General features: G+C 67.3%; 14 protein-coding genes. 5 read left to right on the top strand and 9 right to left on the bottom strand.

Translation table 11 applies throughout. The features are described 5' to 3' along the window. Nucleotides 1-106 precede the first annotated feature (106 nt). Complete coding sequence (locus IB273_RS29920; RefSeq protein ID WP_192225690.1) at nt 107-1,111, top strand: hypothetical protein; 1,005 nt, start codon at nt 107-109, stop codon at nt 1,109-1,111. Here the strand turns inward: IB273_RS29920 and IB273_RS29925 are convergent. Next, on the bottom strand, nt 1,093-2,427 hold the full coding sequence (locus IB273_RS29925; RefSeq protein WP_151188792.1) for a sigma-54-dependent transcriptional regulator: 1,335 nt from the start codon (nt 2,425-2,427) through the stop codon (nt 1,093-1,095). The genes IB273_RS29920 and IB273_RS29925 overlap by 19 nt on opposite strands. Further along, a complete protein-coding gene (locus tag IB273_RS29930) occupies nt 2,424-4,187 on the bottom strand; it encodes a sensor histidine kinase (protein WP_081519063.1) in 1,764 nt (587 codons plus the stop codon). Before IB273_RS29930 ends, IB273_RS29925 begins: the two co-directional genes overlap by 4 nt. Nucleotides 4,188-4,290: 103 nt before the next feature. On the opposite strand from IB273_RS29930, the gene IB273_RS29935 reads away from it, so the two are divergent. Both IB273_RS29935 and IB273_RS29940 read left to right on the top strand, forming a co-directional pair. Beyond that, a complete protein-coding gene (locus tag IB273_RS29935) occupies nt 4,291-5,169 on the top strand; it encodes an alpha/beta fold hydrolase (protein WP_192225691.1) in 879 nt (292 codons plus the stop codon). Continuing rightward, nucleotides 5,166-5,519, top strand: coding sequence for a hypothetical protein (locus IB273_RS29940; RefSeq protein WP_151188790.1), 354 nt, complete (start codon nt 5,166-5,168; stop codon nt 5,517-5,519). Before IB273_RS29935 ends, IB273_RS29940 begins: the two co-directional genes overlap by 4 nt. Here the strand turns inward: IB273_RS29940 and IB273_RS29945 are convergent. Further along, complete coding sequence (locus IB273_RS29945; protein ID WP_081519066.1) at nt 5,516-6,007, bottom strand: DUF3301 domain-containing protein; 492 nt, start codon at nt 6,005-6,007, stop codon at nt 5,516-5,518. The genes IB273_RS29940 and IB273_RS29945 overlap by 4 nt on opposite strands. Before the next feature lie 120 nt (nt 6,008-6,127). Here IB273_RS29945 and pdxY point away from each other — a divergent pair, with 120 nt between their 5' ends. Next, on the top strand, nt 6,128-6,997 hold the full coding sequence (gene pdxY / locus IB273_RS29950) for a pyridoxal kinase PdxY (RefSeq protein WP_081519067.1): 870 nt from the start codon (nt 6,128-6,130) through the stop codon (nt 6,995-6,997). Nucleotides 6,998-7,082: 85 nt separating this feature from the next. On the opposite strand, the gene IB273_RS29955 is transcribed toward pdxY, so the two are convergent. From IB273_RS29955 to IB273_RS29980, 6 genes are all read right to left on the bottom strand, one after another. Continuing rightward, nucleotides 7,083-7,667, bottom strand: coding sequence for a YqaA family protein (locus IB273_RS29955; RefSeq protein WP_024766834.1), 585 nt, complete (start codon nt 7,665-7,667; stop codon nt 7,083-7,085). 4 nt (nt 7,668-7,671) lie between these two features. Beyond that, a complete protein-coding gene (gene ybaL / locus IB273_RS29960; RefSeq protein ID WP_192225692.1) occupies nt 7,672-9,375 on the bottom strand; it encodes a YbaL family putative K(+) efflux transporter in 1,704 nt (567 codons plus the stop codon). Between the two features lie 209 nt (nt 9,376-9,584). Next, nucleotides 9,585-10,064, bottom strand: coding sequence for an acyl-CoA thioesterase (locus IB273_RS29965; protein ID WP_081519069.1), 480 nt, complete (start codon nt 10,062-10,064; stop codon nt 9,585-9,587). Nucleotides 10,065-10,266: 202 nt separating this feature from the next. Further along, nucleotides 10,267-11,025 carry an SDR family NAD(P)-dependent oxidoreductase gene (locus IB273_RS29970; RefSeq protein ID WP_045213936.1) on the bottom strand — a complete coding sequence of 253 codons (759 nt, stop codon included), beginning with the start codon at nt 11,023-11,025 and terminating at the stop codon, nt 10,267-10,269. A 237-nt stretch (nt 11,026-11,262) separates the two neighbouring features. Further along, nucleotides 11,263-12,645: a glutamine synthetase family protein gene (locus IB273_RS29975; protein WP_192225693.1), complete on the bottom strand. Its 1,383-nt coding sequence runs from the start codon at nt 12,643-12,645 to the stop codon at nt 11,263-11,265. An 80-nt stretch (nt 12,646-12,725) separates the two neighbouring features. Beyond that, entirely contained in the window at nt 12,726-14,120 is a 1,395-nt protein-coding gene (locus IB273_RS29980; protein WP_192225694.1) for an aspartate aminotransferase family protein, read from the bottom strand. Between the two features lie 127 nt (nt 14,121-14,247). On the opposite strand from IB273_RS29980, the gene IB273_RS29985 reads away from it, so the two are divergent. Beyond that, the gene (locus IB273_RS29985) at nt 14,248-15,036 is read left to right on the top strand and encodes an SDR family NAD(P)-dependent oxidoreductase (protein WP_192225695.1); all 789 of its coding nucleotides are present in this window, start codon (nt 14,248-14,250) and stop codon (nt 15,034-15,036) included. The last annotated feature ends 69 nt before the right edge of the window (nt 15,037-15,105 follow it).

The raw sequence follows: 15,105 nt of genomic DNA on the forward strand, positions 1-15,105 counted from the left end.
GCGGCCTTTTTTTATGTCTGTGGATAAACCGCTGGCGTGCCGGGTAAGGGCTGATAGGCTGTAGGCCGCGTCAATACAGCCCCGGACTCGACAAGGATGCCGACCCATGACTGCTGAAAATCCCTTTGCTCCACCCCTGGCTCAGCTCACCGCACCGCTGTCATCCCAAGCCATGCCGGTTTCGACTTTCCGCCAGCCCTATTCCTTTATCGCCATTCAGATTCTCGCGACCCTGTTGTTGTTGGCCGTCAGCATCGGCTGGATATGGTTCGCCGCAACGGCATCGTTTCAGCTGCGCTACATGCCGATGATGATTTCCAATACGGTGGGCAGCCTGCTGTTCGACTGCTGCGCCGTCCTGCTGCTGGTGCACGATCAGCGAGAGCGCCACGGCTTGCTGGGCTTTCGCCCGATGTGGGCGCTGCTGCTGGGCTATGGTGCGTTGTACTTGCTCGCCAGCATAGTGCTCAACGGTGTCCTGGCCCACTTCAACTCTTCCCTGTTCGACTGGATGAGGCTGCAGCCGGGGCGCCAGTTCTGGATGTTCCTCTACACCCAAGCCAGCGGCGTGCTGAATCTTCTGCTGACCTGCCTGCTGCCGCTGTGGCTGGTGCTCCGGCTGGCGCGCTCGCGTTCGGAGCGGGTGCTCGGGAAGGTGCAGCTGAGCTTGGCGGGCTGGCAGGTCGCACTGGGCATCGCCCTGTGTTTCAGCACCGTGCTGTACAAAGTGGCCTCGACCCTTGCGTCGTCCCTGATGATGCTCTACAGCGAAGGGGACTACTGGCAGCCGCTGTTCCAGTTCCTCAGCAGTGCTGTGCCCTTCGCGGTGGTTCTGATGGCAGCCAGAGGCGCGCTCGGTGCGCGGCGCGAACGCTTCGCGGCCGGTCGGGTGCTCGCGGCGGCACTGGTGCTGTGGCTGATCTGGAGTGTCTGCGTGGTGCTGTGCTCGGCGCTGCTTACCTTCACTGCGCTGAACTACAACGATCCCGCCGAGCTGCAGCGCTATGCCGTGTTGCCGGCGGTCGTCTGCCTGGTTTTGCTCTGGCCGCTGACCCGCCTGAGCACTGGCTGGTTCTTCGCGCGCCCGGCGGCTCAGTCTTCGCCAAGGTAATCCCCGCGGCTCAGCCCGTGGCGCTGCATCTTCTCGTTGAGGGTGCGGCGCGGCAGGCCGAGCAGCTCCATCACCGCCTTGATGTCGCCCTTGCACTGGCCCAGCGCCTGGCGGATGCACTGCGCCTCGTAGGCTTCCATGCGTTCGAACAGGCCATTTCCGGCGGGCTCGATCGGCAGCTCGGCGCGGTCCAGGCCGAGCACGTGGCGCTCGGCGGCGTTAGCCAGTTCGCGTACGTTGCCCGGCCAGTCGTGGGCGAGCAGGCGGGCCAGTTCGCTGGCGGAGAGCGGCGCGGCTTCGCGGCCGAATTTCTCGCTGGCCAGCAGCGCGTAGTGCTCGAACAGCAGCGGGATGTCCTCGCGGCGTTCGCGCAGCGGCGGCAGGCGCAGCTCGGCGACGTTCAGGCGGTACACGAGGTCCTCGCGGAAACGCCCGGCGCGGGCTTCCTCGAGCAGGTCGGGCTTGGTCGCGGCGATTACCCGCAGGTCAACCTTGATGCTCTGGTTCGAGCCAAGGCGCTCCAGTTGCTGTTCCTGCAGCACGCGCAGCAGCTTCACCTGCTGGGCCAGCGGCATGCTCTCGATCTCGTCGAGGAACAGGCTGCCGCCGTTGGAGTGCTCCAGCTTGCCGATGCGTTTTCCCTGGGCGCCAGTGAAGGCGCCGCTTTCGTGGCCGAACAGTTCGGTCTCGAACAACTGCTCGGGAATCGCCGCGCAGTTCAGCGCGACGAAGGGCTTGCCGGCGCGTGGGCCGAAGTCGTGCAGGCAGCGTGCGACCAGTTCCTTGCCGCTGCCGGTGTCGCCGCGGATCAGCACATTCACCGGCGTACCGGCCAGCGCCATGATCTGCCGGCGCAGGGTTTCCATTGGGCGCGAGACGCCGAGCAGGCGCGATTCGATCTGGTCCTTGAGCGCCGCCTGTTCACGCAGCTGGCGGTTCTCCTGCACCAGCCGGCGTTTCTCCAGGGCGCGGCGCAGGCTGTCGAGCAGGCGTTCGGGGGTGAAGGGCTTCTCGATGAAGTCGTAGGCGCCCTGACGCATCGCCTGCACCGCCATGGGCACGTCGCCGTGGCCGGTGACCATGATCACCGGCAGGTCGCGGTCGATCTGCTGCAGGCGTTCGAGCAGGGCCAGGCCGTCGGTGCCGGGCATGCGCACATCGCTGATGACCACGCCGGGCAGCTCGCGGGACACACTCTTCAGGCACTCGTCGGCGCTGCTGCACAGGCGCACCTCGAAGCCGGAGAGTTGCAGCCATTGCTGCACGGCGTCGCGGATGGCGGCTTCGTCGTCGACGAAGAGGATGGTCTCGCTCATGGTCTTCTTTCTTCGCTGGCGGCCGGCAGGCTCAGGCGGAACAGCGCGCCGCCGGTGGGCTGGTTGGCGGCGTCGAGGCGCCCGCCAAGTTCGTGGACGATGCCATAGGATACCGCCAGCCCCAGGCCCAGTCCTTCGCCCACCGGCTTGGTGGTGAAGAAGGGGTCGAAGACGCTGGCCAGATGGGCTTCGTCGATGCCGGGACCGTTGTCGGCGACTTCCAGGCACCAGTGCTCGCCATCGCGGCGCAGGGTCAGGCGGATCTGCGGCGGGGCGGTATTGGCCACCGCATCGAGGGCGTTGCGGATCAGGTTGACCAGCACCTGCTCCAGGCGGATCGCATCGCCCAGCACCCAGGCGGGCAGGTCGAGGTCCTGGCTGATCTCCACGCCTTCGCTGCGGATGCGCACGGCCAGCAGCTGCAAGGCCTGCTCGATCACGTGGCCCAGCTCGATGCGTTCGCGCAGGCCGCCGGGCGTCTTGCGGGCGAAGGTCTTCAGGTGACCGGTGAGTGCGGCCATGCGCTCGAGCAGCTCATCGACCCGCACCAGCGCGGCGCGGGCGTCGTCCTGGCGGCCGGCGTCGAGCAGCAGGCGCACGCTGGCCAGCTGCATGCGCTGGGCGGTGAGCGGCTGGTTGATCTCGTGGGCCAGCGCGGCGGACATCTGCCCCAGCGCGGCCAGCTTGGCGGCCTGCACCAGGCCGTCCTGGGCGGTGCGCAGGGCGGCGGTGCGCTGCTCGACCAGGCGCTCCAGCTCTTCCTGGTTGCGCTGGCGCAGGCGCGCCAGGCGGCGGCGCTGTTGCAGCCAGAGCACGAGGAACACCAGCGCCAGCCAGACGCCGGCGGCGGCCAGCCGCGCGCTGGTGACGTCGGACTGCACGCCATGGGGATTGCGCAGCAGGTGCAGGGTCCACTCGTCTTCCGGCAGGCCGACCGATTGCCAGAGGTAGTCGCCGCTGATGTCCTGGCCGTCGACACGGACCATGCGCGCGTGCTCGCCGAGGGTTTCCAGCGTCCGGTGCGGCAGCGCGCTGAGCGGCTGCTTGTGGTACTGGCGGGTGTCGGCCATCTCGGCGCGGGCCACGGCGTCCAGCGGCATCAGCTCGCGGTAGCGCCAGCGCGGGTGGTTGGCGAGGAACACCACGCCCTTGCTGTCGCTCACCAGCACCACGTCCGGGGTCTGGCTCCACTGCCGCTCCAGGTCGGGGAATTCCAGCTTGACCACGATGGCGCCGAGGAAGGTGCCGTCGTCGTCGCGCAGGGCATTGGACAGGAAGTAGCCGGGAATCCCGCTGGTCACGCCGACCGCATAGAAGCGCCCCGCGCCCTGGGCGATGGTCTGGCGGAAGTAGGGGCGGAAGCCGTAGTTGTGGCCGACGTAGCTGACCGGCAGGTTCCAGTTGCTGGCAGCCACGGCAAGGCCGGTGTGGTCCAGCAGCTCCAAAGTGGAAGAGCGCGCCGCGCCGTTGATTTCCTGCAGCTTGAGGTTGAGCCGGTGCTGCAGCTCGCCGGTCACCGGGCCGCGCATGGCCGCGCGCAGCTCCGGGTCCAGCGCGAGCACGGCGGGAATACTGCGGAAGCGCTCGATCAGGGTGTGCAGGGAGTTGGCATAGAGACCGAGCTGTTCATGGGCCGCTTCCGCCTCGGCGAGCAGCGCGCGGTGCCGCGCCTTCTCGCCGGCCCAGAACACCGACAGCACCAGCCCGGCCAGCAGGAGCAGGCAGATCAGCAGCAGGCGAAGGGGGCGGGTAGGCGACATGTTCGACGGGGTTCGACCAACGGTTGGCGACAATAGCACGGCCGCGAGCTGGTCCGGCGCCCCGCCGCCTCGCTACACTGCCGCATCCCGATGGAGAGCTTCGATGCAGTTGTCGTCCTGGACCCACGAAGGGTCCGCCGGTTTCACCCTGCGCGGCTGGCGCAGCGAGCCCAGTGGCAAGCCGCTGCTGCACTTCCTGCATGGCAATGGCTTCTGCGGCCGTGCCTACGAGCCGATGCTGAAAATCCTGGCGCAGGATTTCGACCTCTGGCTGTGCGACGTGCAGGGCCATGGCGACAGTGACCACGGCGGACGCTTCCACGGTTGGAACCGCAATGCCGAGATGGCGGTGGAAGCCTTCCAGGCCGGCAGCAAAGTATTCGGTGACGTGCCGCATTACGCCGCCGGGCACAGCTTTGGCGGCGTGCTCACCAGCCTGATCCTCGGCCGTCATCCCGAGCTGTTCCGCCGTGCGGTGCTGCTCGACCCGGTGCTGTTCACCCCGGCGATGATCGGCGTGATGGCGCTCTCCGAAGTGCTCGGCCTGCACAAGCGCCGCACCATGGTGCAGAAGGCGCGCTCGCGGCGCAGCCAGTGGCCGGACCGCGAGGCGGCGTACGCCGGCCTGCACGGCCGCGGCATCTTCAAGGGCTGGACCGACGAAGCGCTCTGGGCCTATGTGGAGAACGCCATGAAGCGCACCGAGGCGGGTGTCGAGCTGAAATGCCGGCCCAGCCGCGAGGCGGAAATCTTCAGCTCCTTCCCCAAGCGCCTGTGGCCATCGCTGACCAAGGTGGTGACGCCGACCCAGGTGCTGTTCGGCGAGCGCACATACCCGTTCGTGCCCAAGTCCGTGGCGCGCTGGTGCGCGACGAACACGGTGGTGAGTGGCCAGTGTGTCGATGGCGGCCACTGCTTCATGCAGGAATTCCCCGAAGACAGCGCCGCGCGCGTGTCGCGCTTCCTGCTGGGCCACGAATGAACGACCCGGCCCGCGAGTCCGTCTGGCTGGCGCTGTCCGAGCTATGGCTGGACACCGAGCTGGATGAAGGCGGGCGCGCCGCTATCGCGGGCACCCTGTCGATCAGCGGATTCAGCGTGGACGAGTTGGAGGCCATCTACCGCCTGGAAGTGGCGCCGGTGGTCTGGGCCAACACCTGGGTGACGGCGGGCGTCTGGGACGGTTTCGATCCGGACTGGCTGTTCGAGCACTGCCGGCGCAACCAACGGCGGCGAACGTCACTCTGGCACCGCGGACGTTGCCGGTTGTTGCGCAAGGCGATGACGGCGGCGGTGGACGAGGACTGGAGGAAGATCCGCGCTCAGCTCTAGTCGCCGACCTTCTTGTCCTGGTGCGCGCGGCGCCATTCGTCCAGGCGCACGACTTCGGCCCTGGGGCGCGGCGGCGGCGGGGTGTCGTCGAACACGGCGTCGACGATGTCCTCATCGACCGGCGCGGCGGCGGGGTGGAAGGTGGCGACCGGCGATACCGGCATGCGCGGTTCGGGTTCCATGCGGAAGGGCGCCAGCTCGATGCGGCCCAGGTGCTGGCCGAACATGGCGATGCGACCGGCGTAGCGTTCCTGCCCGGTGGCGGTGAACTCGAAGGCGTATTCGCGGGCCAGGCGCAGGTTGCCGCGGCCGTCGCGCTGGAAGCGGAAGCGCTGCAGGGCCATGGCGTCATCGAGCAGCTCCACGCCCTCGCGCGCGCAGTGCTGCTTGGCCAGCGCCAGCGCACGCTCGCGGATGCCATGGGCACGCCACCACCAGGCGGCGCCCGCGACAACCAGCATGAAGATGAAAAGATTGCCCAGGTCCACTTCGGCTTCCTCGGAATCGGCGCACCAGCTTACTCACTCCGCCGTCGGGCGGCGAGGGGCGGATGTTCACAGCGTGTGAATTGCGCCCCATACTGGCCCATTCTGTAGCAGGACACCGTTATGCCGCGCACTCCCCACGTTCTCGCCATCCAGTCCCACGTCGTCTTCGGCCACGCCGGCAACAGCGCTGCCGAGTTTCCCATGCGCCGCGTCGGGGTGAACGTCTGGCCGCTGAACACCGTGCAGTTCTCCAACCATACCCAGTATGGCCACTGGACGGGGCAGGTGCTGCCGCCGGAGCAGATTCCCGCGTTGGTGGACGGCATCGCCGCCATCGGCGAGCTGGGCAACTGCGACGCGGTGCTCTCGGGCTACCTGGGCAGCGCGGCGCAGGGCCGTTCGATCCTCGAAGTGGTGCGCCGCATCCGCGAGGTCAACCCGCGCGCCGTGTACCTGTGCGACCCGGTGATGGGCCACCCGGAAAAGGGTTGCATCGTCGCCCCGGAGGTCAGCGAGTTCCTGCTCCACGAAGCCGCCGCCGTGGCCGACTACCTGTGCCCGAACCAACTGGAACTCGACAGCTTCTGCGATCGCCAGCCGACCTCCCTGGAAGACTGCGCGGCGATGGCCCGCGGCCTGCTGGTGCGCGGCCCGAAGGCGATCCTGGTGAAGCACCTGAATTACCCGGGCAAGCCGGCGGACGCTTTCGAGATGCTGCTGGTGACCCTCGACGAGACCTGGCACCTGCGCCGCCCGCTGCTGGCCTTCCCGCGCCAACCGGTGGGCGTGGGCGACCTGACCTCCGGGTTGTTCCTCGCCCGCCTGCTGCTGGGCGATGACCTGCGCACTGCCTTCGAATTCTGCGCCGCCGCCGTGCATGAAGTGCTGCTGGAAACCCAGGCCTGCGGCAGCTACGAGCTAGAGCTGGTGCGCGCCCAGGACCGCATTGCCCATCCGCGGGTGAAGTTCGAGGCGGTGAAGCTGGGGTGATTTGAGCCGCACATCGATATTCCCCTGCAGGAGCGGGCCGCGCCCGCGATTGGGCGCATGGCACGCTCCTGCAGACGGCTCAGTGTCAGAGCATGTACTTGCCCAGCAGCAACCCGCCCACCACCATCGCCGTGAGCAGGCCGAACGCCAGCCCGAGGCGTTTCTCGATGGCTTCGCGCAGCGCAGGTCCTGCCCAGAACAGCAGGGCGCAGGTGGCGGCGAAGCGCAGGGTGCGCGCCACCACGCTGAGGGCGATGAACAGCACCAGGTCCAGCTGGGTGACCCCGCTGGTCAGGGTGATCAGCTTGTAGGGCAGCGGGGTGAAGCCGCCGCCCAGCAGCACCATCAGCCAGCCGAGTTCGTTGTAGCGCTCGGCGACCTCGGCGAAGTTCTCCTGCAGGCCGTAGAAGGCCAGGATCGCCTGGCCCACCGTCTCGAACAGCAGCAGGCCGATGAAGTAGCCAGCGATGCCGCCCAGCACCGAGCTGACGATGCAGATGGCCGCATAACGCCAGGCCTTGGCCCGGTTGGCCAGGACCATGGGCACCAGCAGCGCGTCCGGCGGGATGGGGAAGAACGAACTTTCGGCGAAGGTCACCCCGCCCAGCGCCAGCTCCGCCCGCGGATGCCCCGCCAGGCGCATGGTCCAGTCGTAGAGTCGGCGCAGCATGGCGTCAGGCCGACTGGGGCAGGTGATCGTCGCTGGCCGCCGGCGTGGCGCCCTCGCGCTCGACCCGCTCGACCATCCCACGGGCAATTTCGCGCTCGCCCATGATCACCAGGCTGGCGCCGTTCTGCTCCAGGTAGTCCACCTCGGCGTCGAAGTGGGCGCGGGCGATGATGTCCAGGTTCGGGTTGATCGCCCGCGCGTGGCTGGAAATCGTCCCGGCCTCGAAGCCGTTGGGGATGGCGATCAGCAGCCAGCGCGCCGAGGTGATGTTGGCCTGGGTCAGGACATCCGGGTTGGCGGCGTTGCCGACCACCACGCAGAGACCGTGCTCGCGCAGTTCGGCGGCCTTCTCGCGCTTGTCCTCGATGACCACCAGCGGAATCCTGTCCTTGCGCAGGCACTCGCTGACCAGCGCGCCGACGCGGCCGTGGCCGATGAGGATCGCATGGTTCTGCTCCAGCACCGGCGGCGGCAGGTCCGGCGCCTCTACCTGGACCACACCCGGCTCGGCTTCGGCCTTCTGCTCCTGCCGCGCCTGCAGACGGTCGATGGCGATGAACAGCAGCGGGTTGACCAGGATCGACAGGATCGCGCCGGCCAGCACCAGGTCGCGGCCGGCTTCGGGCAGCAGGTTCAGGGTCACGCCGAGGCCGACCAGAATGAAGGAGAACTCGCCGATCTGCGCCAGGCTCGCGGCGATGGTCAGCGCGGTGCTGTTGGGGTGCCCGAACATGCGCACGATGACGTAGGCCGCCACCGACTTGCCGAAGACGATGACCAGGAAGGTCGCCAGCACCGGCAGCGGCTCGTGGATCAGGATCGCCGGGTTGAACAGCATGCCGACGGAGACGAAAAACAGCACGGCGAAGGCGTCGCGCAGCGGCAGCGAGTTCTCGGCGGCCTCGTGGCTGAGCTCGGACTCGTTGAGGATCATCCCGGCGAAGAAGGCGCCCAGGGCGAAGGACACGCCGAAGATCACCGCCGAGCCGTAGGCGATGCCCAGGGCGATGGCCAGCACGGCCAGGGTGAACAGTTCGCGCGAGCCGGTCTTGGCCACGCGCTCCAGCACCCAGGGTACGAAGCGGCGACCGCCAAGGATCATCACCGCGACAAAAGCGGCGACCTTGCCCAGGGTCAGCAGGATCGGCATCAGCAGGCCGCCGTCACCGCCGTCTGAGGTGCCGCCCAGCGAGCCGGCCAGCGCCGGCAGCAGCACGAGTGTGAGGACCATGGCGAGGTCTTCGACGATCAGCCAGCCGATGGCGATGCGCCCGCGCTTGGTGTCGATCAGCTGGCGCTGCTCCAGCGCCCGCAGCAGCACGACGGTACTGGCCACCGACAGGGCGAGGCCGAAGACCAGGCCGCCGCCGAAGTTCCAGCCCATCATCCAGGCCAGACCCAGGCCGAGCAGGGTGGCGACGCCGATCTGCACCACCGCACCGGGGATGGCGATGGCTTTGACCGACAGCAGGTCTTTCAGCGAGAAGTGCAGGCCGACGCCGAACATCAGCAGGATCACGCCCAGTTCGGCGATCTCCGTGGACAGCGCCTGGTCGGCGACATAACCGGGGGTGAAGGGGCCGGCCAGCACCCCGGCGAGCAGGTAGCCCACCAGCGGCGAGATGCGCAGGCGGTTGGCCAGGGCGCCGAGGACGAAGGCCAGCACGAAGCCGACGGCGAGGGTGGTCAGTAGCGGGGTGTGATGCATGGTCTGGGCTCCGGGCACTCAGGGAGCGACCGGACTGCGCATCAGCACCGGGTCGCTCGACGGTGGGTCACGGGGGCAAACCCGCGTATGAAAAGTCTAGGCGTAGTAATCGATTCCTACCTTGCTTTCACGCAAGGGTAACCTGTTGACGCATTGGGAAATTTCCGCGACACGAGGGATTTCTTTTCAGGAAATGTCGTGAACGTCCGTCATTCGTGGCGAAGCTCGGCGTAGCGCTGTTCCAGCTCCTGGCGAATCTGCCGACGCTGCTGGGCCTGGGCGAAACGACGTTTCTCGTCCTTGGTCTGCGGCACCAGTTGCGGCACCTCGATGGTCTTGCGGTCATCGTCCAGCGCCACCATGGTGAAGAAGCAGCTGTTGGTGTGGCGCACGGATTTCTCGCGGATGTTCTCGGTGACCACTTTCACGCCGATCTCCATGGAGGTGCGGCCGGTGTAGTTCACCGAGGCGAGGAAGGTGACCAGTTCGCCGACGTGGATCGGCTGGCGGAAGATCACCTGGTCCACCGACAGGGTCACCACGTAATAGCCGGCGTAGCGGCTGGCGCAGGCGTAGGCGACTTCGTCGAGGTACTTGAGCAGGGTGCCTCCGTGGACATTGCCGGAGAAGTTGGCCATGTCGGGGGTCATCAGGACGGTCATGCTGAGCTGGTGGTTGCCAGGTTCCATGGAATTCTCTTCGGAATTGTCTTGGGAAAAGGAAAGGGCCTAACTCTGGACAACCAAAGCGCGGCAGGCGACACAGTTTTTTCTATACCGCCGATTGGCGTCCGGCACCAGTGGGCCATTTACCAATGGCATGTCTGTCGTTCGATCAACGCCCCAAACGAAAACGGGCGACCCCTGGCCGCCCGTCCGTCTATCTGCCGGCTCAGCGCCCGGCGGAGAGGCCGAAGTCGATGGCCAGGTCCGCGCCGGTGATGGCTTCGGATTCCGGTTTGCACAGGTACCAGACCAGCTCGGCGACTTCCTCGGGGCGGATGAAGCGCGACGCCTTGCCCTGTGGGTAATCCTTCAGCAAGGCGCGCTTGTAGCTGTCCGGGTTGCCCTGGCCATAGCGCTCGGCCTGGTAGTCGAGCATCGGCGTGGCGATATCCGCCGGGGAGATGGCGTTGACCCGCACGCCGGACTCGGCCAGTTCCAGCGCCAGGGTACGGGTGAGCATGGTCAGCGCCGCCTTGCTCGCGCAGTACGCCGCGGAGCCGCGATAGGCCTGGCGGCCGGAGTCGCTGGAGATGTTGACGATGCAGCCGTGGTTTTCCTTGAGATACGGCGTCGCCGCCTGGCACATGTAGAAGGCGGCCTTGAGGTTCACGCCCATGACCAGGTCGAAGTCGTCCTCGTTGAAGTCTTCCACCGGGCCTTCGCGCCAGACGCCGGCGGCGTTCACCAGGGCGTCGAGGCGGCCGGTGCGGGCGAGGATGTCGGAAACCAGGCTGTGGCAGTTGTCGGCGCGTCGCAGGTCGCCGACGGCGGTGGCGTCCAGCGGAACCTGGGCGTTGAGCGCATGCAGGCCGGCTTTGTCCACGTCGGTTGCGGCGATGCGCCAGTGGCTTTGGGCGAAACGTTTGGCGATGGCTTTTCCGAGGCCACCGGCAGCGCCGGTGATCAGTACGACAGGAGTGCTCATTGTCTACGGGTTCTCCCTGCCTGAGAGAGGACGGCGGCCGGCAGGCAGTACCGGCGGCGCCGCTTTGACCACGGGGCGCATCTGCGCCCCGTGCAATTACAGACCAAGAAAAGACCAGATTCTTCAGTCTGACAGGGTAAATTTTTCGTAAGGCTGTCGTGTGTCAGTGGGGGTGCTGCGAAGCGTGGGCCTGGCGGCGGATAACGCTTCGCGTTATTCGCCGTATTGCCGCACGAATCAGGCGTGATGCAGGTACCAGCGCCAGTCCTGCTCGCCGACCTCGCCCATGAACTGGCGGTACTCCTCCCACTTGATCGCCAGGAACACCTTGAGGAATTCCTCGCCCAGCGCCTCGCGGGCCCAGGTGGAGGCTTCCAGTGCGCGCAGCGCGGTGAGCCAGTCGGTGGGGAGGAACTCGGTGGCCTGCTCGTAGCCGTTGCCGACGATGGGCGCGCCCGGATCGATCTGCTCGCGGATGCCTTCGTGGATGGCCGCGAGGATCGCCGCTGCCGCCAGGTACGGGTTGGCGTCGGCGCCGCAGATGCGGTGCTCGATGTGCCGGCTTTTCGCCGGACCGCCAGGTACGCGGAACGACACGGTGCGGTTGTTCACGCCCCAGCTCTTGGCCAGCGGCGCGTAGCTGTTGGCCTGGAAGCGGCGGAAGGAGTTGGCGTTGGGGCAGAAGATTGCCAGCGAATCCAGCAGGCGGGCCATCATGCCGCCGATGGAGTGGCGCAGCAGTTCGGTGCCGTGACTGCTCTCAAGGTCAGAAAGATCGCTGGCATAGAGGTTGTTGCCCTGCTCGTCGGCGAGGCTGACGTGCAGGTGCATGCCGGAGCCGGCGCGGTCGCCGAACGGCTTGGCCATGAAGCAGGCCTGCAACCCGTGCTTGTTCGCCACGCCCTTCACCAGGCGCTTGTAGCGCACGCCTTCGTCGATAGCCTGCATGACGTCGAAGCGGTGCTCCAGGGTCAGCTCGACCTGGCCCGGTGCGTACTCGGAGATCGCCGTGCGTACCGGCAGGCCCTGGACTTCGCAGGCAGCATAAAGATCGTCGAGGAATGGCTGCAGCTGTTCCAGTTCATAGACGCCATAGACCTGCGGCGCTTCCGGGCGGATGCCGTTCATCTGCACCGCCGGCTGCGGGCGGCCGTTGGCGTCGCGCTGCTTGTCCAGCAGGTAGAACTCCAGCTCCACCGCCATCACCGGGTGCAAACCGTCGGCCTTCAGCCGGTCGACCACGCGGGACAGCGCCTGGCGCGGGTCGGCCGGGGTGGCGGGCAGGCCCTGGGTCGGGTGCATGCTCACCTGCAACTGGCCGGTGGGGCTGGTGCGCCAGGGTTGCAGGGTCAGGCTGCCGGGCAGGGGGTAGGTCCAGCAGTCGGCGTCGGCCACTTCCCAGACCAGTCCGGTGCCTTCGACGTCTTCGCCCTGCACGGTCAGCGCGAGGATCGAGCTGGGCAGCGGGCGGCCGTTGTCGTAGATCGCCAGCAGCTCGTCGCGGTGCAGCAGCTTGCCGCGCGGGATGCCGTTGGAGTCGATGATGAAGAGTTCGATGCTGCGCACGTCCGGGTGGGCGGCGAGGAAGGCTTCGGCTTCCTGTCGATCGGCGAATTGCATGGTGGTCCTCGGTGGCGCTCGGCGCCGGATTGTTCTTTTGGCAGGAGCGAACCACGTCCGCTCCTGCAGGTGGCAGGCGATCAGGCCTCGCGCGCGCCGGGGATCGCCAGCAGCTCGGTGATGCCCGCATCGAGGGTCTCTATCAGGCGATCCACGTCGGCGGCGGTGGTGTCCGGGCAGCACAGGGTCATGTTGTGGAACGGCGTGATCAGGATGCCGCGGTTGATCAGGTACAGGTGCAGGGCCATCTGCAGCTCGTCGTGGAAGGCCGCTTCGGCCTCGGCGCCGGTGCGCGGGGAGACGGGGCAGAACTGGAACTCGCTGCGTGCGCCCAGCTCGGTCACCGACCACTTCAGGCCGTGCTTGGCGATCAGTCGGCGGAAGCCATCGGCCAGGCGCTTGGCCAGCGGCAGCATGTGGTCATAGGCCGCCTGGGTCATCACCTGTTCCAGGTTCGCGCGCATACAGTGCATGGCCAGGGCATTGGCCGAGAGCGTGGTGCCCATGCCGCTGTGGCCGTGGCCATGGCTGTCTTCCTGGGCACTCTTGCGCGACGCGGCCATGCGTTCGGCCATCTCCGCGCTGCAGCCGAAGATGCCGCAGGGGACGCCGCCGGCGATCGGCTTGCCGACCACGAAGAAGTCCGGGTCGAGGTTCCACAGCTTCGTGCAGCCACCGATGTTGGTGGAGATGGTGTGGGTTTCGTCGATGATCAGCAGCGCGCCGTACTGGCGGGTCAGCTCGCGGCACTTCTGCATGAAGCCCGGGTCGGGCAGGACCATGCCGATGTTGGTCATCGCCGGCTCGCACAGCAGGGCGCAGACGTCACCCTGGGCCAGCGCGGCTTCCAGCGCCTCGACGTCGTTGAAGGGGATGGAGCGGCTGTGCTGGGTCAGGTCGTAGGCCTGGCCGACCAGGCCGGAGCGGTGCACGGTCTCGCCGTCGCGGTAGCGCACCATCACATCGTCGACGGTGCCGTGGTAGCAGCCATCGAACACCAGCAGGGTCTTGCGCTTGGTCACCGCACGGGCCCAGCGCAGCACATAGCGGTTGGAGTCGGTGGCGGTGGCGGTCACCTGCCAGTAGGGCAGGCCGAAGCGCGCGGCGAGCAGTTCGCCGCAGACAACGGCGTCCTCGCCGGGCAGCATGGTGGTCAGGCCGCGTGCGCCTTGTTCGGCGAGCGCGCGGGCGATCGGCGCCGGCGAATGGCCGAACATGCTGCCGGTGTCGCCCAGGCAGAAGTCCACGTAGTCATGGCCGTCCACGTCATAGAAGCGAGCGCCCTGGGCGCGTTCGACGAACAGCGGGCAGGGCGTGGACCAGTCGGCCATCCAGTGCATCGGCACACCGGCGTACAGCGACTTGTGCGCACGCTCGGCAAGGGCGACGGACTTGGGATTCTGTTCCAGGAAGCGCTGGCGCTCGCGGGCGGTGAAGATATCCACGGCCTGTTGGGCGATTCCGCTGGCGGTCATGTTGCACACCTCGTTTGTTATTTCGCACATATTCCATTTGTGATCACAAAAATGTCAATACAGCGCGTCGACTGCCTGATAATCTGCCCTGTAACGAATTCTGTGATCACAGATCAAAAAGATGCCCATGAAAGATGTCACGAATGAGTCCGCCTGGGCCGGCCAGGTCGCCCTGGTCAGCGGCGCTGGCAGCGAGTCCGGCATCGGCTTCGCCAGTGCCCGCCGGCTGGCGCGCAACGGCGTGAAGCTGCTGCTCACCGCCAGCAGCGAGCGCGTTCTGCTGCGTGCGCAGGAGCTTCGCGCCGAGGGCTTCGAGGCCCGCGCGCTGCCCGCCGACCTGACCCGCGAAGGCGACGTCCGCGCCCTGGCCGAGTGGGCGCAGGGGCAATGGGGAAGCGTAGACGTGCTGGTGAACAACGCCGGCATGGCCATGCAGGGCAGCCCGGAGCCCTTCGCCGAACTGGCGGCGATGGACCTGGCGACCTGGAACCTGTCGCTGGCGCGCAACCTGACCAGCGCCTTCCTGCTCACCCGCGCGCTGCTGCCGGGGATGCTGGAGCGCGGCTACGGGCGCATCGTCAATGTCAGCTCCACCACCGGCGTGCGTGCCAGCAATCCGGGCGAATCGGCCTACAGCGCGGCCAAGGCCGGGATGCTCGGCATGAGCATGGGGCTGGCGCTGGAAGTGGCGTGTCGCGGGGTGACGGTGAACAGCGTGGCTCCGGGCTGGATCGCCACCGGCTCCAGCAGCGAGGAAGAAATCCAGGCCGGACGGCGCACGCCGCTCGGCCGTTCCGGGCGACCGGAAGAGGTGGCGGCCGCCATCGTCTTCCTGGCCTCGCCCGAAGCCAGCTACATCACCGGCGAAGTGCTGGTGGTGGATGGCGGCAACTGTCTGATCGAGAACAAGGGATAAGCAAGATGAAGCACGACTGCAGCCTGACCTTCGCCCAACTGCCGGCGCCGCCGGCCGGCCGGGAGTGAA

It is taken from the genome of Pseudomonas sp. PDM19 (assembly GCF_014852215.1).
GTDB lineage: Bacteria > Pseudomonadota > Gammaproteobacteria > Pseudomonadales > Pseudomonadaceae > Pseudomonas.